At 43.7% G+C, this 20,486-nt stretch carries 16 protein-coding genes; 11 read left to right on the top strand and 5 right to left on the bottom strand.

What is annotated here, in order from left to right:
- Positions 1 to 35 precede the first annotated feature (35 nt).
- The 3 genes from H70737_RS16255 to H70737_RS16245 all read left to right on the top strand — a co-directional run bounded on the left by H70737_RS16255 (position 36) and on the right by H70737_RS16245 (position 4,384).
- Positions 36 to 527, top strand: a complete 492-nt coding sequence (locus H70737_RS16255) for a dihydrofolate reductase (protein ID WP_042188800.1) — start codon at positions 36 to 38, stop codon at positions 525 to 527.
- A 230-nt stretch (positions 528 to 757) separates the two neighbouring features.
- A complete protein-coding gene (locus tag H70737_RS16250; protein ID WP_042188798.1) occupies positions 758 to 2,245 on the top strand; it encodes a glutamate synthase subunit beta in 1,488 nt (495 codons plus the stop codon).
- A gap of 423 nt (positions 2,246 to 2,668) precedes the next feature.
- Positions 2,669 to 4,384, top strand: coding sequence for a proline--tRNA ligase (locus H70737_RS16245; protein WP_042188796.1), 1,716 nt, complete (start codon positions 2,669 to 2,671; stop codon positions 4,382 to 4,384).
- Between the two features lie 11 nt (positions 4,385 to 4,395).
- On the opposite strand, the gene H70737_RS16240 is transcribed toward H70737_RS16245, so the two are convergent.
- Positions 4,396 to 5,259, bottom strand: coding sequence for a pentapeptide repeat-containing protein (locus H70737_RS16240; RefSeq protein WP_042188794.1), 864 nt, complete (start codon positions 5,257 to 5,259; stop codon positions 4,396 to 4,398).
- 186 nt (positions 5,260 to 5,445) lie between these two features.
- Between H70737_RS16240 and H70737_RS16235 the strand changes: the two genes are divergently transcribed.
- A complete protein-coding gene (locus H70737_RS16235) occupies positions 5,446 to 7,701 on the top strand; it encodes a type IA DNA topoisomerase (RefSeq protein WP_042188790.1) in 2,256 nt (751 codons plus the stop codon).
- 89 nt (positions 7,702 to 7,790) lie between these two features.
- Here the strand turns inward: H70737_RS16235 and H70737_RS16230 are convergent, their stop codons facing one another.
- The 3 genes from H70737_RS16230 to H70737_RS16220 form a co-directional block, all read right to left on the bottom strand.
- Complete coding sequence (locus H70737_RS16230; RefSeq protein ID WP_042188788.1) at positions 7,791 to 8,516, bottom strand: DsbA family protein; 726 nt, start codon at positions 8,514 to 8,516, stop codon at positions 7,791 to 7,793.
- A 103-nt stretch (positions 8,517 to 8,619) separates the two neighbouring features.
- Positions 8,620 to 9,366, bottom strand: a complete 747-nt coding sequence (locus H70737_RS16225; RefSeq protein WP_042188784.1) for an HAD family hydrolase — start codon at positions 9,364 to 9,366, stop codon at positions 8,620 to 8,622.
- Positions 9,367 to 9,402: 36 nt separating this feature from the next.
- On the bottom strand, positions 9,403 to 10,320 hold the full coding sequence (locus H70737_RS16220) for an ArsR/SmtB family transcription factor (protein ID WP_042188782.1): 918 nt from the start codon (positions 10,318 to 10,320) through the stop codon (positions 9,403 to 9,405).
- Between the two features lie 162 nt (positions 10,321 to 10,482).
- Here H70737_RS16220 and H70737_RS16215 point away from each other — a divergent pair, with 162 nt between their 5' ends.
- The 6 genes from H70737_RS16215 to H70737_RS29855 all read left to right on the top strand — a co-directional run bounded on the left by H70737_RS16215 (position 10,483) and on the right by H70737_RS29855 (position 16,986).
- Entirely contained in the window at positions 10,483 to 11,637 is a 1,155-nt protein-coding gene (locus tag H70737_RS16215) for an MFS transporter (protein WP_042194031.1), read from the top strand.
- 90 nt (positions 11,638 to 11,727) lie between these two features.
- The gene (locus tag H70737_RS16210; RefSeq protein ID WP_042188778.1) at positions 11,728 to 12,453 is read left to right on the top strand and encodes a phosphonate ABC transporter ATP-binding protein; all 726 of its coding nucleotides are present in this window, start codon (positions 11,728 to 11,730) and stop codon (positions 12,451 to 12,453) included.
- A 28-nt stretch (positions 12,454 to 12,481) separates the two neighbouring features.
- Complete coding sequence (locus H70737_RS16205) at positions 12,482 to 13,771, top strand: hypothetical protein (protein ID WP_231573283.1); 1,290 nt, start codon at positions 12,482 to 12,484, stop codon at positions 13,769 to 13,771.
- Positions 13,764 to 14,462 (top strand): response regulator transcription factor, encoded by a 699-nt coding sequence (locus H70737_RS16200; RefSeq protein ID WP_042128265.1) that lies wholly within the window; start codon positions 13,764 to 13,766, stop codon positions 14,460 to 14,462. The genes H70737_RS16205 and H70737_RS16200 overlap by 8 nt, the downstream gene beginning before the upstream one ends.
- The gene (locus tag H70737_RS16195) at positions 14,459 to 15,916 is read left to right on the top strand and encodes a sensor histidine kinase (RefSeq protein WP_042188776.1); all 1,458 of its coding nucleotides are present in this window, start codon (positions 14,459 to 14,461) and stop codon (positions 15,914 to 15,916) included. Before H70737_RS16200 ends, H70737_RS16195 begins: the two co-directional genes overlap by 4 nt.
- Before the next feature lie 11 nt (positions 15,917 to 15,927).
- Positions 15,928 to 16,986, top strand: coding sequence for a GNAT family N-acetyltransferase (locus tag H70737_RS29855; RefSeq protein ID WP_052404317.1), 1,059 nt, complete (start codon positions 15,928 to 15,930; stop codon positions 16,984 to 16,986).
- 97 nt (positions 16,987 to 17,083) lie between these two features.
- Here the strand turns inward: H70737_RS29855 and H70737_RS16185 are convergent, their stop codons facing one another.
- Positions 17,084 to 18,307: a glucose-1-phosphate adenylyltransferase gene (locus tag H70737_RS16185; RefSeq protein ID WP_042188775.1), complete on the bottom strand. Its 1,224-nt coding sequence runs from the start codon at positions 18,305 to 18,307 to the stop codon at positions 17,084 to 17,086.
- A 216-nt stretch (positions 18,308 to 18,523) separates the two neighbouring features.
- Here H70737_RS16185 and glgB point away from each other — a divergent pair, with 216 nt between their 5' ends.
- A complete protein-coding gene (gene glgB, locus H70737_RS16180) occupies positions 18,524 to 20,461 on the top strand; it encodes a 1,4-alpha-glucan branching protein GlgB (RefSeq protein ID WP_081951140.1) in 1,938 nt (645 codons plus the stop codon).
- Positions 20,462 to 20,486: the final 25 nt, after the last annotated feature.

Here is a 20,486-nt window from a genome sequence, read left to right as displayed (position 1 = left end):
TTTTTGATCTATATAGGTAGGAAGGAGCGTGTATCATGAGTATTAGCTTAATATGGGCAATGGGCACCAATCATGTTATTGGAAAAGATAATGATATGCCTTGGCATTTACCGCTTGATTTCGCTTATTTCAAAGCAGAAACACTGGGGAAGAGAATGCTTATGGGCCGCAAAACGTGGGATTCGCTCGGAGGGAAGCCTCTAAAGGGCAGAACAAGCTTAATTATGACTAGAGATACTGACTATGCTCCTGAAGGTGCAAAGGTTGTACACACACTTGAGGAAGCTCTCAGCGAGGGTAGAAAAGACGATGAGCTGATGGTGATCGGCGGTGCGGAAATTTATAAGCTGATGTTGCCGTATGCTGACAAGTTGATGTTAACGCAAATTGAACAGGATTTTGAAGGGAATACCCGGTTTCCTGATATTGACTGGAGTGTGTGGAAAGAAGTTTCCAATAAGAAGGGAATTCGTGATGAAAAGAATCCGTATGATTACCGTTTTCTTGTTTATGAACGTACGGAATAGCAATAAAACGTTTTCTCTGACATAACATGTGAAATAGTACAAAAAATCAGTAGATTAATCCATTACTGTGCAAAAGTAATGAGTGCTACTATAATTAAAATTAGAAATGATAATCTACAGGTATAGAATGTGCAGGTACTTCATTGCGCTGCTCACGACCATACGAAGCCGCAATATGCTACAATGTACTATACTTCAACACGAAGAGAACGGATGGGGGAAACGTAAACATGTCTACACCTACAGGTTTTATGGAGTATAAACGGCAGCTCCCAGGTGATCGGGATCCTGAGCAGCGGGTAAAAGACTGGGAGGAGTTCCACCATCATTTATCCGAGGACGAGCTTCAGACACAAGGAGCGCGCTGCATGGATTGCGGAACGCCGTATTGTCATACAGGAATTGATATGGCTGGAGGAACCTCGGGTTGTCCAGTTCATAATCTAATTCCAGAGTGGAATAATTTGGTGTACCGCGGACTCTGGAAAGAAGCCCTGGAACGTCTGCATAAGACGAATAATTTCCCTGAGTTTACTGGAAGCATTTGTCCTGCTCCTTGCGAAGGCTCTTGCACAGTGGGTCTAATTGGACAGCCGGTGACCATTAAGACCATTGAGCTAGCTATTATTGATAAGGGCTTTGAAGAAGGCTGGGTTGTACCTAATCCTCCAGAGAAACGTACAGGCAAAAAGATTGCAATCGTAGGCTCTGGACCTGCTGGACTCGCAGCAGCAGCTCAACTTAATAAGGCTGGACATACAGTAACTGTATTTGAACGCAGTGACCGCATCGGCGGACTGCTGACATATGGCATTCCCACTATGAAACTCGATAAGAGAGTTGTACAACGTCGTGTAGATTTATTAGCTGCAGAAGGTATTAATTTTGTAGTGAATACAGAGATTGGCAAGGATATTCCTGCTCAACAGCTAGTGGATGAATATGATGCGGTTGTTCTGTGTGGTGGAGCTACAAAGGCACGTCGTTTTAACGTTGAAGGCAGTGAGCTTAAGGGTGTTATGTACGCCATGGACTATTTAAATGGTACGATTAAGAGCTATTTGAATTCCAATCTTGAAGATGGCAACTATGTATCTGCTGAAGGTAAAGACGTGATCGTCTTGGGTGGTGGTGATACTGGATCTGACTGTGTTGCTACAGCACTTCGTCATGGCTGCAGCAGTATCACTCAATTTGGTACACATGAAAAAGCACCTCTTCAGCGTGATCCGATTGCTAACCCTTGGCCACAATTCCCGAATGTATATAGCCTAGACTACGCGCAAGAAGAAGCTAAAGCCATATTTGGGGATGACCCGCGTGAGTTCTCTATCATGACTACTAAATTTGTTGGTGATGATGAAGGTAACTTGAAAGAGTTGCATACTGTACAGATCCGCCGGATCGTGGATGAGACAGGTCGTAAGATCTATCAACCTGTTCCAGGTACCGAAGCTGTGTATCCTGCTCAATTAGCTTTGATAGCCATCGGTTTTGATGGGCCAGAACAAGATATTATTCAAGAGCTTGATCTTGAGACAGATCGTCGTTCCAATGTGAAAGCACGTTATGGTAAATTCAATACCAACGTGGATAAAGTGTTTGCTGCTGGCGATATGAGACGTGGTCAAAGCTTGGTTGTATGGGCCATCAACGAAGGACGCGAAGCTGCGCGTGAAGTGGATAAATACCTGATGGGTTCAACCGTTCTTGTTTAAAACGTTAAGATAATAATTGTCTAATAAGCCGTTTCAAAAGCAGTTTACCTGCTGGAGAAACGGTTTTTTAAATAAAGCGATGCTTGACGTAGATATCAGTATCATATAAATTAAATACATTATTCACATGATAAAAGCATTGACCAAGGATCTACGATTCAAGAAGCGTTAGAACAGAGAGGGAACCCACCGGGTGAAAGGTTCCTCAAACACGTGTGAGTGGTATCCTGCCTTGGTAGCTGTAGCGATAGTATCTACTAACCCGCTACCGGAATCGACCGTTATCCGATTTGAGGATTGCCAAATCAGAATGGATTGTATGTTGAGCTGGCAGTTAAATAAGGGTGGTATCACGACACATTCGTCCCTGACGAATGTGTCTTTTTGCATTTAGAGAGATAATTTCTGAGGAGGGTATTTAAGATGCGACAAAGCAATTTATTATTAACAACACTGCGTGAGGTGCCTTCGGAAGCGGAGACAAACAGTCATCAGCTACTGCTGCGTGCGGGGTATATCCGTCAATTAGCTGCTGGAGTGTATACCTATTTACCACTTGGACGGCGGGTTCTGCGAAAGATAGAAGCGATTGTGAGAGAAGAGATGGATCATTCCGGAACGCAGGAGATTTTAATGCCATCCATGCAGCCTGCGGAACTTTGGAAGGAATCAGAACGTTATGATGTTTATGGTAAGGAGTTGATGACTTTTAAGGATCGTCATGTGCGGGAATTCATTCTCGGTCCAACGCATGAAGAAGTAGTAACCACACTTGTGCGGAATGAGATCAGCTCCTATCGTAAGCTTCCTGTTACCGTGTATCAAATTCAGACTAAGTTTCGAGATGAACGGCGACCACGTTCCGGATTGCTAAGAGGAAGAGAGTTCTTGATGAAGGATGCGTACTCTTTTGACATAAGCTCAGAAGGACTTGATAAATCATACCACCAAATGTTCGATGCTTATCACCGGATATTTAAGCGATGTGGATTGAAGTTCAGAGCTGTTCATGCAGATTCTGGTGCAATTGGCGGAGAAGGGGGCAGCCATGAATTTATGGCACTGGCTGATATCGGGGAAGATACGATTGCGGTATGTTCCTCTTGCGATTACGCAGCCAATCTGGAACAGGCAGAAGCTGTGCGTCCTGTTAAGAAGGAAATGAATTTCGAAGTACCAGCGATAGAGAAATTCCATACTCCAAATTTACGTACAATTGATCAATTAGAGCAGGAGTTGGAGATCCAGCCAGAGCAGATTATGAAAACATTGATCTACGAAGGTAGCGGACAATTCTTTGCTGTAGTGGTTCGAGGAGATCATGAAGTTAATGAGATAAAAGTGAGTAAATATATCGGAGCGATGGAGATCGGTCTTGCTGACTATGAAGCTGTGAAATCCTTAACGGGTGTAGAGAGTGGGTTTGTGGGGCCTGTGGGACTTCAATTAACTGTACTAGTTGATGCCGCAGTTGCTGAGATGACGGAAGGTACGACGGGAGCAGGAGAAAAAGATTATCACTTCCGTAATGTTGTACCTGGTAGAGATTTTGGGCTTGAGTATGTGGGGGATTTTCGCAATGTAGCGGAAGGAGAAGCTTGTCCACATTGCGAGGATGGCGTTCTTCATTTTCATCAAGGCATTGAAATCGGACATGTCTTTAAATTAGGTACCAAATACAGTGAGAAGCTTGGAGCTTCCTTTTTAGATCGTTCAGGCAAAAGTCAGCCTATGATCATGGGTTGTTACGGAATTGGAATCTCGCGACTATTGTCCGCAATTGTAGAACAGAATCATGATGATCAAGGAATAATGTGGCCAGTTGCATTAGCACCTTATCAGGTTCATATTTTGATGATGTCCATAAAGGACTCGGAGCAACTGGAAGTTGCAGAGGAGCTTTATAATCAACTTACTAAGCTCGGTTTTGAGACGCTGCTAGATGATAGGGATGAACGTGCTGGCGTTAAATTTAAGGATTCAAGTTTGATTGGTATACCCGTAACGCTAGTAGTCGGTAAGGAGGCTGCACAAGGTAGGGTGGAGTATCTAGAAAGAGCCTCCGCTGCGGGTAAAGAAGTCTTAGAAAAGTTAGAAGCAGTTTCTCGTATCCAAGAATTCTTTTCGCAGCTGAATTAAACTTCTATAACTCAAACTGAAAGCCATTGTTCAGGGCGGGAAAGTGCTGGAGGTAACTTTGTGAGATCATCACCTATTGCCGCATTAATCTGACCCTGAGTTAGAAAAATGCTCTCTGATAGATCAGCGCCCCTAAGGTCAGTGTCACGGAAATCTGCACCAATAAGATCTGCACCTCTAAGATTAGCGCCTTTAAGGTCAGCGGCAATCAAATAGGCTCCCCTCAGGTTGGCGCCTCTGAGATCTGCATTTTTAAGATTTGCGCCGACAAGGTCAGCACCACGGCTGAAAGTTCTCGATGCTTTTTTTAGTTTACGACGAGCCTCAGTACGCACAAGTTCACTGACTTGCAGCAGTAACAGATTAATCTTTGCTCGATGAGCGTCAACATTCACCTTCTGTAGAGAATCAGGGTTAAGTAAAGTGAGTTGTTCCGTCTCATCGAGTGCTGTTTGCAGCTCAACATGTATTGAATGGGTTATATCTAAGTTCAATGATTCATTTAAGTACCATAGCAATTCGTGCAAATGCCACATGGCCGTAAATACCTCGAACATTTGCTTTGCAGTTTTTGGATTCTTCCGCCAGTCCTCACCGGTATAAGTAACCTGAGAAAGCTTTTGCCCAGCCCCAAAACAGTCATATACAGTACAACCACGAAATCCAAGCGCTCTTAAATCTGTATGTACACCACAGCGAAAGTCTGATTGTAGGTTATGGCACGGCTGGCCAGCTGCTTTATCCATAGCAAAATCCACTGAAGCTGAAAAAGGTAGTGCGGAACAGCACAAACCGAAGCAGCTCTCACATTCTGCTTTTAAATAGTGACCTTTTTTGTCCTTATAAGGTTCTGTAAATTTGTGATTTTCAGACACGTTTTGATTCCTCCGATATATAAAACTCGTTTACCAAACTATTCTAATTCATAGAAAAGACAAAGGGAAGTCTGAATTTTATCTAGGCCTACTAACCAATCCATTAAAAAAAACCGAGGTTAATGGTATAATAGAATACTGGACGCATTTTGGACTTAAGAACGAAAAGGTAAGGAGCGATTGTTTTTGAAGACACTCATTATTGCGGAGAAACCGGATATGGGGCGGAATATCGCCGCCGCAATAGAACCGAAGGCCAAAAATTACCGTTCCTATCTTGAAGGGGAGCAGTACATTATTACTTGGGCAATAGGGCATCTAATCGGTTTGGCCGAGCCGGATGCTTATGATGTTAAATACAAAAAGTGGAATATTAATGATCTGCCCATTATTCCAGACCAGTTCAAACTGGTTCCTAATGCGCGGACAATCGACCAGCTTAAGGTAATTGGAGATCTTGCGAAACGTAGCGATCTTCTAGTGAATTCATGCGATGCCGGGCGAGAAGGGCAGCATATCTTTTCACTCATTCAACGACATTTGAAGCTGGAGCATCCTGTGAAGCGGTTGTGGATCTCGGATCTGACGCCAGAGACCATTCGCAAAGGATTCCAGGAGCTGAAGGATGGATCGGAGTACGAGAATCTAACGAAAGCAGCAAAAGCTCGCAGTGAAGCGGATTGGCTCATCGGTATGAACGGATCACGCGCTTTTACTACAAAGCATAATGTGCTGCTGTCCGTGGGTAGGGTTCAAACTCCCGTACTCGCGCTGATTTACGACCGTCAGAAGACGATTGAGGCGTTCTCTTCCCTAAAGTTTTTTGAGGTGGAGGGACATTTTACTCAGAATGAAATGACCTATAAAGGGATGTGGCAGGGGGATCGGCTGACAGACGGGGATAAGGCGGAGGCGCTGGCTGCCAAGGTCAAAGGAAAACCGGGCCGGATTGAGTCTTACGAGGTTAAGGAAACAAAAGAGTATCCGAATAAGCTGTACGATTTGACGCTGCTGCAGCGTGAGGCGAATGGAAAGTACGCTTTTTCCGCAAAAAAGACGCTTGATATCGCTCAAGCATTATACGAAAAGCATAAGGTGATCTCTTATCCGAGGACGAACTCCAACTATGTTACAGAACAGAATATTCCTGAGATGCATAAGACATTATCCGCGCTGCAAGGGACGGCTTATGATGAGTGGGTGAAGGGTGCGAATCGCAATCTCGTTCATAAAGGGAATAAATTCATCTGCAACCCCTCGAAGGTTGAGGATCACCACGCGATTTTGCCTACATATCGTAAAGCATCAGGACTTAGTGCAGATGAAGGAAAGCTGTATGATTTGATTGTGCGGCGTTTTTTGTCTCAGTTCTATCCGGCAGCGGAGTATAAAGTGCATACGGTGATGACCGAGGTAGAAGAGGAAAAGTTCAAAACCACAGTCAAGGAATTATTAAGCCTCGGCTGGAAGGTCATTTACGCGGACCAGAAGAAGGATAAAGCGAAGACTTCCAAGGGTAAGAACAAGGATGACGAAGAGGACGAAGAGATCGAAGTGAACGAACCATTTTCTATTGCTCCGGCAGAAGAAGTGGTTTGTAGTGAGGCTATTGTTAAAGAGAAAGATACTCAGCCACCCAAGCATTACACAGAAGGTACGCTGCTTCGAGCGATGGAAAGTGCCGGAAAGCAGATTGAGGATGAAGAGCTTCGCGATGCTATGAAGGATTCAGGGCTTGGAACTCCGGCTACCCGTGCAGCAACGATAGAACGGCTGAAGAATGTCGGATACATCGAAATGCAGGGCAAAAAAATTGCCATCACACAAAAAGGACGAACAGCCATTGAGCTGATTCGTGGAGCGGGTATTGAGCTGTTGACTTCACCGGAAATGACCGGACAATGGGAACGTCGTTTGAACGAAATATCGAGAGGAACGGCGTCGGATGGGCAGTTTATGGAGAATGTAAAAAGATTCGCCTGCATGATCGTAGACAAAGTACGAGTACAATCCCGGGCGTCCAAAACCTCTTTTGAAGGGGAGACGCCTTCTGTCAATACAAGTGCTAAAGGGCGAAATGCTGGAAGTACATCTCGTAAAACCACCGACAAACCTGCGGCGCCGCGAAAGCGCAAGGCAAGTAGTGAAGAGGAATCTGCCAATTCAGGGCCTAAGGTCATCGGAAACTGTCCGCGTCCCGGCTGCGGTGGAATGATTTTTATGGGTAAAAAAGGCTACGGCTGCTCTCATTACAAGGAAGGCTGCAAATTCGTGATCTGGAAAGAGAATCATGGTCGTATACTCACGGATACACAAGTGAAGGCATTGATTGAGAAAGGTCGGACGGGCAAGCTAAAGCTTACCAGCGAAGACGGTACACCACTGGAAGGCAAGCTAGTTCTTCAAAATATGGATACGGGCCAATTAGCAATTGAATCATAGTCGATCAAAAAGAATGGGTGTACGGTAAAAAGGTGTCTCTAGCCATGATGGATACATGGCGGAGACACCTTTTTAATCATGCCTTATAATTATTCAGTGGATTTAGCCAGCTGCGCTTCAATCGCTGCAGTTAACCCTTCATAGGAGGAGTCAGGAAGCAGGGTTCCGTTTACCATAAATTTAGGTGTACCATTTACCCCGTACGATCCCGCGATCTTGAAGTCTTCTTTGACGTCGAACATGTAGGTATGATTCTTGAGATCTGTTTCGAATTGTGCGTAATCAATACCTTCAATGTTATCTTTGACGAAATTTAGAATGAACTTCTGTGTGGCCCATATTTTGCTTTCATCGCCTTGATTGGCGTACAGCTTATGGAGATATTCCCAGAATTTCTCGTTGCTTTGCTTATAAATGGCTTCACCTGCACTTGCAGCAAGATAGGAATCTCGATCCAGGAAGGCAAAGTTCATGAAGAAAAGCTCAACTTTTCCGGTATCCACATAGTCCTTAACAAACGTATCCAGATATTTCTCCGTCCAGTTTTTGCAGGCAGGACATTTGAAATCTGCAAATTCGATGACTTTGATTTTGGCATCAGGACTACCAAGATGAGGTTGCTTTTCATATTTCAGCCCATCAACAACAATGCTCCCCTTCACATCAGTGTAGTTAGGTAAACCCTCTGAACTGTCCGTCTTGTCATTTAGAATGAAGACAATAACAGCGACAAGGATTACAACAACTATACCTAAGAGCATGGGAAGCATTTGTTTGTTAGTTCGAGAATGGTTGGACTTCACTTTCTTGTTCATATCTCATCTCCTACCTCATTTAGGAATTATACAAAAATAGTATAATCATCCCAGAGGTAGAGTAGATATGTCATTTGTAACAATGTCTGAGGTTACTTTGCACCTAGAGTTTCTGCAGGGTAGCAGTACGAATAACAGGAGGCACCTCATGGATGGAGGAAATGGTCTTCACTGCTTGTTGCATTTCTTGCTCCAGTTCAATAAGGTTATAGCTCCATTCATTCTGTTGCTTCAGATAGATACTGTTAATGCCTGCGGTTACTGCCGGAAGTACATCTGTACGTAAAGAGTTACCAATCATCCAGGTGCGTTTGCGGTCAAAGCCTTGCGTAGTCAAAATATTTTCAAGTGCCTCAACATTTTTATGTTGACGAATATAGATCCGGTCATCAAAGTAAGCATCTAGCTTCATTTGCTCAATTTTACGTTGTTGGATCGTATCGTCTCCACCTGTATACAGGAATAAATGGTGACCATCCTGCTTCAGAGTATCAAGCGTTTCAACCATGCCAGGGTAAGCTTCGATTTCTTGATCATAGACGCTTAGTCCAAGCTTGTGTAACTGTTGTTCTTGAAAACGGTCCGTCGGACGATTATATTTGGCGCAGAAATAGCGGTAGGTAGCGATTAGGGATTTAGGGAAATTATCGCTGGCAAGACCACTTGTGTTGACCGTGTGCACGTCAATTTCTATTTGTTTATCACGTAATTCACTGGTGCTTGGGCCAAATTCATTAAACCAATCAGTCATTAGCTCAAAATATTGCCCTAAAATCAGATCGAAATATTTGTTGCAGTGGACCAGTGTATCATCTAGATCGAAAATCACCTGTTGTGTCATGTATTTCATATCTCTCACTCCTTGGATCTGTATCTGTATAGTGTTCTATAGATAAATATAAGACTCTAGGAACATTTGCAGCTCTGATGCGCCGTCAGGGCGAATACTGAAACGTTCATCTTGTTCACCTCTAAGATGGATGCGGAGTAGGCCGGCTACTCGTAGAATCATAAGGTGATGCATCAGCATTTCTCTGGATTGATTCAGATCAGATTGCATCTCCCACAACGACTTGGGTTCATGTGCGACATAGCGAAGCAATCGAAGTCTGGTGGGGTCGGAAAGTGCCTTGGTCATGCGCAAAAGCACCATAGGTGGTTCATTTTCGTCTTCTAAAGGTACATCTACAGGATATTGTACGATCACCATGGTTTTGTAGAAGCAGTAGGTGTTAATCGGACGATTATGAACAGTTGGTAGTAATACAATCGTCTTTAAATCCGTGATCTCCTCGAAAACTACACCGCCAGATGCGTATTCAATTAGAGAAATGGGGTCCATTTTGCTTTCAAGCATTTTTTTCTCAGAAGCATCTTCAATTAATAGCGGTAATATTTTGTGCTCCACATGGCGGAAGTATTGCTCGTACCAGAGACGCAAGAGTGGACTATAGCTGCTCCGAATCCGCAAAGCATCTTCAATCGTAAACTCCTGAATGAGCGGAGCGATCTGCTGATAACATTCTTCTATGGAGGCTGAATCCAGATCATCTAGGAAATGCTGCACTGAAGTTGCGGGTCCTCGAATGTAAACCCAGGCATATAGCACATCATAATCCGTAAAAGGCCACTCGGCGGCTTGCATTAAAGCTGTTACCTTATGAGGAGAAATGCGATCTTCCACATCACTTATCCAGTGGGGACCAATGTCCAAATTGGAGATCCATTTTCTAGTTACATATAACATAAAACTGTCCAGCAGTTCATAAACCGGCGATACGTCGATCTTTAATTCGTACTCCATGTCTCATGCACCCCCAGGAAATCCGTAACATCTTCATATTATCTCTTGTTTTGAAGAGGGTTGTCCACTATAATGTTCGGTGTTTGCCAATTGGCGTTAGAACAAATTAGCGTTATTAATTATAGGGGGATATCATCTGTGTCAGACCGGCCAAAATTATCTATTCGAAGTAACAGCAAAATGAATTTCATGATTCTTATCACCGCTACTATAGCGGCTGGACTCAGCCAAGGAATGCTGCTTCCCGTATTATCCATTCTATTGGAGCAGAAAGGAGTTTCCTCTTCGCTTAATGGACTTAATGCAGCTGCTTTATACATAGGATCATTCGGAATGACCTTGATTGCTGAAAGAGTTCTCGGAGCGATTGGATTCAAAAAATTGATTGCTGGCGGGATAAGCTTAGTCTTAGTAAGCTTGCTCTTATTCCCCTTTTTTCCTGGAATCAAAATATGGTTTGTGTTACGTCTTCTTGTAGGTGTTGGTGATGCAGCTATCAATTATGCCGCCCAGCTATGGGTGCTGCTAATGACGCCTGCCGAGCATCGCGGACGAAATCTTTCCCTGTATGGGATGTCCTATGGTCTGGGCTTTAGCTTGGGGCCACTTGGAATTAGTCTGCTGCGCTTTGGTCAGGCAACACCCTTTATTGTTCTAGCTTTTCTTTTTTTGCTGGTCCTAATACTAGCCGTTACATTACTTCCGGATTCACGTCCAGATAAAGTTGAGAGTGGAGAAAGTCAGGTACGCCGGTTTGGACGTTGTTACAGTCTAGCGTGGTTCGCTTTAATTCCTGCACTCCTATACGGTTTCATGGAAGCAAGCTTAAACAGTAATTTTCCAGTGTATGGCCTCCGGATCGGATACAGCACGGATCAAATTGCAGCCTTATTGCCTTTTGCGGGCATTGGAGGACTGTTGTTACAATTCCCGCTAGGACTGTGGAGCGACCGTTTTGGTCGAAAGAAGGTATTGATTCTTACTGGGATTGGAGGCGGGATTGCCTTCGCATTACTGCCATTAGCAGGTGACCATTTCAAAGTGACTATGGTGCTGTTGATGATTGCTGGTGGACTTGTAGGCTCCTTTTTCTCGTTAGGGCTTAGTCTGGCTGCGGACATTTTACCACGACATTTACTGCCTGCTGCAAATGTGGTTGCTTCTTTTCATTTTAGTATAGGCAGTATTATAGGTCCAGGTATCGGCGGTTTGCTCATGCAAGTCGGCTGGGGCGGGGGGATTTTCGGCTTGATGGGCGCTTTATATATCGCCTTCGGATTGCTTGGGTTATTTTTCTCGCCACGGCAAAAAATTTGAGGTAAGATAAGAACGAGTGCTCGCATGGAAATTCATCTGGCTTTCAGAGTACACTATAGATTATAGATAAAGACAGGGAGAGGCTGAACTATGATCACAGTTGAACACTTAGCCAAGGCAGTTGGGGAAGATAAGAATCCAGTTCTACAGGATATAGGGTTTCAATTAGAACCGGGTGAGTTCGTAGCAATACTTGGAGCTAGCGGTAGCGGTAAGACCACTTTACTGCGCTGTTTAGCGCTGCGTGAGAAGTGGGATAGAGGGAATTTTAGAGTGGACGGTACAGATATAATGGCGAGTGCCTTTACAGGTAAAAGAAAAATCCGCCGCGAGTGGGCATACCTGGAGCAGAATGCAGAGCTCAATCCTAACCGTACTGCATTGAAAAATGTACTGATCGGCCAGTCTTCACAAACGCCGTTATGGCGAATGGTCACTGGGATGGTACGTTCAGATGATTATATGGGTGCAATGGATGAACTGGACGCCCTTGGCCTCCTGGATAAGGCGAAGATGAAGACAAGTCAACTTAGTGGCGGAGAAAGGCAGCGTGTAGCGATTGCTAGAGCGTTGACTCACGGTGCTAAAGTGATTTTAGCGGATGAACCGGTTACGGGATTAGATCCTAAATCCGCGGAGAGTGTCTTGGAAACATTGCGGAATCTGTGTAAAGAAACCGGTCTTACGGTTGTAACGGTGTTACCGATTGAATTAGCGGAACGTTTTGCTACGCGTCTATGGGTACTAGAAGATGGCAGAATTAAGCATGATATAAAGGGGCGTAGATTAACGTTCCAAGAACGTACAAATCTTTAAATATAGGACACGGATAAGGAAAAGAGTGATGAAGTTGAATATGAGAAGTCTTAGGTGCTTTGTAGCCGCAACGCTGACGTTATCCGTACTGTCGGGTTGTACTTTCATCAGTGATCCTGTTTCTAAGATGAAATCCCCACAATTGTCTGCTGACAAAGCAACACTTATGGCTGCTATTAATTCACTTAAGCCAGCAGGTTCCACGTTGATTCGTCCGACCAATGACGATGATAGTACCATCTTTACTGAGGATCTCAATAAGGATGGAGTTATGGAGACGCTAGTGTTCTATAGGACTCCAGGTGAAGCCGTACAGATTCACGGGATGATACTGGAGAAACAGGGCGACACATGGGTCAAAAAACTTGTATTCGATGGCGACGGGTCTGTGCTGGAATCGGTTGATTTGAAGGATATGACGGGTGATGGGAAGCTTGAAATTGTTACCGGCTATTCACAAGGTGAAGAAAAGGGTCTTGTCGTCTATAGCTATTCCAGCGGAACATTAGAAGAAGTGCTTTCACATCCTTATACTAAATATATGATTGATGATCTTAATGGGGATGGAATTGAAGACATAACCGTTGTTTACTTTAAAAGAAATGAATTTGCAACCATTTCGGTCTATCAGTACAATGATGGCTTTAAGGTACTCGATAAGCTTGATAATATCGATCCTTATTTTAATAATTATTACAATATTGTTGCAGGAAAAATCTCAGAGAATAAAGAAGGAATCGTATTGGATGCTGCGGTGGATTCCCAATCTGCCTATACCTCTATTGTCGTTATGGAGAATAACAAGCTGCGTGTGGTATTACCAGGCGATGCGCGGACTTATAAAGATCGTCGGATTGCAAGTGAAGATATTGATCATGATGGCATTATTGAAATTGGATTGCTTGAGGCGCCTAAAGGATGGGAGTATTTCGATCCAGCTGAAATTCCATACTTTACCTCCTATTATAAATGGGATGGGAAAGAAGGTCTGACCTTCGCAACCCAGCTATATCATGATCCATCGGATCGATTCAATATTAATTTTTCTCCGGAATGGCATGGAAAGGTGACAGTTGATACGAAATCGGTTCTGGATAAGAACCTTAAGTTTATCATGTCAGATACCGGTGAGACGGTTGCTGAGGTTTCCTTCTTTTCTCCTTCAGAATGGGATCGCGTAAAAAATGACGGTTGGGATTTGCTTGCACGTGATGCAGACAAGGTCATCGCCTACCGCGGTAAGTTAGAACAAAGTACAACAAAGGAAGGAAGCAATAAAATTGCTTCCCCTATAGAAAGGAAGGGAATAGATGAGTAAAGTACTGATACTGGAAGATGAGGAGTCCATTCGTAGTTTTATTGTCATTAACTTGAAGCGTAATGGGTTCGAAGTGATAGAGGCTGCGGATGGGCATGAAGCTCTTCACAAGTTAACCACGATCCCTGATATTGATATCGCTCTGTTGGATGTAATGGTTCCGGGTATTGATGGATTTGAAGTATGTAGACGGGTCAGAGAAACCAATGAGCGTTTGGGTATTATTTTTCTGACAGCCAAGGTTCAAGAGCAAGATAAAGTGTATGCATTGTCTGTAGGAGCGGATGACCATGTTAGCAAGCCATTCAGCCCCACAGAACTGATTGCTCGAATTCAATCTTTGCTGCGCCGAGTGAACGTTCATCGTGAACAGTCAGCGAAAGTTTCATTCGTTTCAGGGCCATTTACCTTGGATCTTATTTCCAAACATTTTAAACGTGATAATGAAGCGATTGAACTGACGCCAACGGAATTTTCGTTGATTCAATTCTTCCTCGAAAAAGAAAATACACCGCTCAGCCGCGATCTTCTGCTGGATCATGTGTGGGGCAAGGAGTATATGGGTGATCCCAAAATTGTGGATGTGAATATTCGTCGTTTGCGTCAAAAAATAGAGAATAATCCGTCAGAGCCAGAATTTTTGCAAACGGTATGGGGACACGGATATAGATGGAAAGGCCAAGTACAATGATTAAGAAGGGGATGCGCAGACAAATTGTTCTACACTACATTCTTGTAGTTTTTTTGGCGCTTCTCCTCGTAGAAGTTATCTTCCTGCTTGCCATCAGAACGTATTATTATGACAGTGTATATAGCAAGATGAAAAATCACATTACCACGGCAGAGTCGTTTTTTCATAAATACGAGCTAGATGGCGATAACAACTCGAATCAGCTGCAAGTACTGCTGGATAGATTTGAGCTGCCCAATACAGAGCTAGAAGTATTGACCATGAATGGTGACATGATTACCAGTTCGACCGGTTTTCAGCCTGATCGTACGATTACAACTAGTGACGTCCCTGAAGCGGTAGGGGGCAGCATTGGCCGCTGGGTAGGACGCCAGAGTGGTACTAACGAGAGTGTTATGGCTGTGTCCAAGATGCTGCAGGTTCACGGACGTGATACGTATATTCTTAGATATCTTACTTCACTTGAGGGTATCAACAACGATTTGCTTAATCTTACGTTACTGTCAATTGGTATAGGTGCAGCTGTTATGGCTGTAGTTATCGTGTTCAGCTTCGGACTTGCCAATTCAATCGTAAAGCCGCTCAATAACATTACGGCGGTATCAGCCCAAATGGCTAAGGGTAGATTTAATGTGCGGATTAAGGGGAATTACAAATTTGAGATTGGTGATTTGGCTTCAACGCTGAATTATATGGCTCAGGAAATTGTGCGCAGTAATCAGATTAAGGATGATTTCATCTCGTCCATTTCACATGAGCTTCGGACACCCCTTACTAGTATCAAGGGCTGGAGTGAAACCTTGGTCTCTGGTGGCTATGATCCGGAGGAGACGAAGCTTGGAGTCAGCATCATTTCCAAAGAAAGTGAACGCTTGATTGGTTTAGTAGAGGAGATTCTAGACTTTTCAAAGCTGCAGCAGAACCAAATGAAGCTGTCCATTGGGATTGTTGACGTGAAAGTGTTACTTCAGGAGACTATACTTAATATTTGGGCCAAGGCGGAGAAGAAACGGATTCACTTGCTTCTTGAATGTGAAGACGGGATCTATGTTAAAGGGGATGCCAATCGTCTAAAACAAGTTTTCTTGAATCTGGTAGACAATGCCGTGAAGTTTTCACATGAGGAGTCCAGTATAGAATTGTCTGCGAAGAGAATTTCGGCTACAGAGACTGCTATCATGGTTCGTGATAGTGGGATTGGGATTAGTGAAGCACATATCTCCAGAGTGAAAGACCGTTTCTTTCAAGTGGATGCGTTGAACGGGGGAACGGGCTTAGGTCTAGCCATCTCACAACAAATCGTGGAACTTCACCATGGGAAGCTTGAAATGGAAAGTGAGCTAGGTAGTGGAACTGAAGTTACCGTAATCTTGCCACTTACTGAGAAGCTGCCTGAAGTCAATTCAGATCATGTAGCACAAATAACAGCTACCTTACCTGAATCAGATGTCTAGGAGGTATGGAAATGGAAGTATGGGGGAATTCGATTAGGATCGTTCGTGGAGAACCTGATCGGACTGGTGATATCTTGAGGCTGCTGCAGGAAGCAGCAAATTGGATGGAACGAAATGGGATTAAGCAATGGACCCCCGGCCAATTTAACGAGAATGATATCACAGGCTATTTCACTGATAGGCATGTTTATCTTGCGATTGACGATGAAGCAGTAGTTGGAATGTTCACATTACAATTCAGTGATCCTCAATACTGGGGAAGCAAAAACGATGAGTCTTATGCATATTTGCATAGATTAGCTGTAGCGGGTTCACACCGCAGTCAGGGACTTGGTCAGCATATGCTTAAATATGCTGCGGTGCGAGCCAAAGAACTTGGCTGCAGAGGACTCAGATTTGATACAGTCGCACATAACATTAAACTCAATCGTTATTATCAGAGCATGGGTTTTCATTACATGGGTACTAACGATATGGGAAATGGTCGTTTAGTGAACCTGTATGAGCATTTTGAGGAACAACCTGATTCCGATCGTCTGATTCTTAGATTTATTTCTGAATCGGACTTTGAGCACCTGAAACGATGGAGTGTCTCACCTGAGTATCTGAAGCAATGGGCTGGACCTTCACTAACTTTTCCTCTTGACGATGACCAGCTTACTAAGTATTTAGATGGGGCTAATCATCCAGCGAATTCTGATCGCCTTATTTTCTGTGCGGTGCATGAAGCTACTCAGCAGGTCGTGGGACACATCAGTTTTTCAGCCATAGACCGGGCGAATCGATCTGCACGTATTGGCAGAGTAGTAGTAGATACTGATTATCAGGGCAGAGGCTTTGGAACAAGGATGATGAATGAAATGCTCCGGATCGGATTTGAGAGCTTGGATCTGCATCGTATTTCTCTGGGAGCTTTTGCTTTCAACACCGTTGCCCTGAAAACCTATGAAGCATTGGGCTTTAAGCGGGAGGGTGTAGAGCGCGAATCAGCGCTGTTTGGGGAGCAATATGTAGATTGTGTGGAAATGAGCATTTTAGATCGAGAATGGTTAGCGCTCCATGAATCATAAAGGTTAACTTCTAACAACCGAAGGGGCTGTTGCTCTGGTCATGTTCGACCAGGACAACAGCCCCTTTTTATATAAAGTATTTATATATATAATGGTTTTATGAAGGGAGAACTTCCCGTAGACGTCCTGTCTTCTCATAAACATCCTGAAACAGACGGGAGGGTTGATTTCGAACCGCTGGCTTAGGAGCTACGGTCTCATTAGGTCCAACAACTACAATATTATTAATACTTCCCTTGACGACAGCACCATCCTTAATAATGGCGCCTTCGCCAATAATGGCATTTTCGATCTGTACTCCACGTCCAATGCGAACGCCAGGCATAATAACGCTTTGTTTAATTTGGCTCATTTTGCCAATTTCCACACCATTGAAGATTACAGAACGTTGCAAGCTGCCTTCTTGCGTGCAGAATTCATTCACGAGAGAGTCCGTTGATGGAATCTGAACACGTGCTTTATGAACAGCAAGCTTAGTCCGGCGACTCCGGCTATACATCGGCCAATGAGCTTTGTCGAGCTTCATGCCATTGTTTTTTTGCAGAAGATCCATATGTGCTTCCCAGAGACTACCCACAGTACCTACATCTCTCCAGTATCCTTTGAAGCGGTAAGCGAATAAATCATCATTCTGATCAAGCATCGTTGGTATAACGTCTTTACCAAAGTCATGACTGGAATTAGGATTAGCTGCATCCCGCAACAAGTGCTCCTTCAGATAAGCCCACTCAAACAGATATATACCCATAGAAGCTAAATTACTTTTAGGTACTTTGGGTTTTTCCGCAAACTCAGAGATTTTTAGTTCATCATTTACGTTCATCACTCCAAAACGACTAGCTTCATCCCAAGGAACCTCCATTACGGAGATGGTGGCTTTTGCAGCCTTCTCTACATGGTAATCCAACATTTTCCGGTAATTCATATGGTAAATATGATCACCGGATAGAATGAGAACATGTTCTGGATTACGGCTATCGATATACTCAATATTCTTATAAATCGCATCAGCAGTTCCTGTATAGCTGTCTCTGCCTTCAACACCGGAAGGAAGCAGGGTTACACCTTTATCCTTTTGACTATGTAAACCCCAAGGTTCACCTTCACCGATGTGTTCATGTAAGGATTCAGCTTCATATTGCGTCAGGACACCTACTGTATCAATTTTAGAATTTACACAATTACTTAGTGGGAAATCAATAATTTTATACTGTCCACCGAAAGGGACTGCAGGCTTAGCCATACTGGAAGTCAAGGGAGCCAATCTGCGGCCTTCCCCTCCTGCCAAGAGCATGGCGATACAATCTTTTTTGTTATTCATTTGTTATCCCTCCCATTTATTTTGTCAATGCTTGATATATAAACTCACGACAAGCACTTGAAACGACATAGGTGAAGTATATTGCTGTGTAAAAAGAAAAATTACAATTAATATTTCTTTATCAGAAAATCTTTTGTTTTCACATCAAATCATTTTCAAAATGGTAATATTCGGGTAATGTAATAGGTACAAGCATTCAAAAAAGGTGGTGTAGAATTGGCTGAAAAAGCAACAATCGATACCCTTCCGTCAGCATCTGATATTTATTTGTTCCATGAGGGCACCAATTATCGCAGCTATTCTATGCTGGGTGCGCACACTGCCGCTGAAGAAGGCGTTACGGGCGTGCGCTTTACCGTGTGGGCTCCTCATGCGACATATGTAGGACTAGCTGGTGATCATAATGGCTGGGATGGAACGCAGGACATGGACTCGTTATATAAGATACCCGATTCAGGATTTTGGAGTCGTTTTTTTCCGGGAATACAGCCGGGAACTTTTTACAAATACAGGATTGTTGCCAGTGATGGCTCCAGCTTCCTAAAAGCGGATCCTTTTGCCTTCAAAGCTGAGGTTCGACCGGCGACTGCATCCGTTGTTACGGATCTCAGTGGTTATCGTTGGGGAGATGCTGCATGGCGGAGAAAGAGTAAAGCTCCATATCATCAACCGATGAACATTTATGAGATGCATTTTGGAACTTGGCGTCAAAAAGAAGATGGGGAATTTTACAGCTATCAGGAAATGAGTGAATTATTAATTCCTTATTTGGTGGAAATGGGTTATACCCATGTTGAGTTTATGCCGCTTGCTGAGCATCCATACGATTTGTCATGGGGCTATCAAGGTACGGGGTATTTTGCGGCTACGAGCCGATATGGTGAACCCCATGAGTTGATGTATTTAATCGATCATTTGCATCAAGCTGGAATTGGTGTCATTCTGGATTGGGTTCCGGCCCATTTTGCAAAGGATGCACACGGTTTAAGAATGTTTGATGGCTCGCCACTTTATGAATATGCAGATCCAATGTTAGCGGAAAAACCAGGCTGGGGAACCCTATCGTTCGACTTCAGCAAGCCTGAGATTTCTTCGTTCCTCATTTCTAATGCACTCTTTTGGTTTGAGTATTATCATATTGACGGGATGCGTGTAGATGCGGTTACCAGCATGCTTCGTCTCGATTTTGAAAAGCAAGCTCATCAATATCGACGCAATGTGAATGGTGGTCTGGAGAATCTAGAGGCCATCAAATTTATTCAGAACCTGAATAAGGCGATATTTCAGTATTTTCCTAAGGCATTAATGATGGCAGAAGAATCTAGTGCTTGGCCGGGAGTTACAGCACCAGCTCATGAAGGTGGCCTCGGTTTTAACTACAAATGGAATATGGGATGGATGAATGACACATTGGGCTACATAGAACATGATTTTTGGGGGCGCCCTCATCATCATAATTTATTAACATTTCCAATATGTTATGCTTATGCCGAAAATTATGCATTACCGTTATCACATGATGAGGTTGTACATGGCAAAAAGTCGTTACTGGACAAAATGCCCGGTTCTTATGAACAAAAGTTCGCAGGACTTAGACAGCTACTTGGTTATCAAATATCTCATCCCGGAAAGAAACTCCTGTTCATGGGTGGAGAATTTGGTCAATTTATTGAGTGGAAGGATCAGGAGCAGCTGGATTGGCTACTGCTGGACTATGACAGCCATCGCGGCATGCTAGCTTACACAGCTGCACTTAATAAACTGTATCGCTCGGAGAAAGCCCTGTGGGAGCTTGATCATTCCCAAGAGGGTTATCAATGGATTGATGCAGATGACAATGAACAAAGCGTAATTTCATATCTGCGAAAAGGCAAGAAGCCTGGAGATACGTTGCTGTTTATCATTAATTTTCAACCTGTCCAGCGTCAACAGTATCGTATAGGGGTTCCACGCCCAGGGACCTATGAAGAACTTTTTAGCTCGGAAGATGTAGCGTTCGGAGGTTCGGGTATACACAACTTGCCTCAGAAGAGCAAAAAGTTAGAATGGCATAATCAGGTGAACAGTATAGAGCTAACATTACCGCCTCTTAGCTTCCTGGTGTTTAAGAAAACGTCACGAGTGGGTAAGAGTAAAGAGGCAAATGAGTCATAGATTAAAGAACGAATAGAGAATCCGT

It is taken from the genome of Paenibacillus sp. FSL H7-0737, from assembly GCF_000758545.1.
Taxonomy (GTDB): domain Bacteria; phylum Bacillota; class Bacilli; order Paenibacillales; family Paenibacillaceae; genus Paenibacillus_AQ.
Note: the sequence above shows the minus strand (reverse complement) of the source record. Positions and strands in the feature narration are given on the sequence as shown.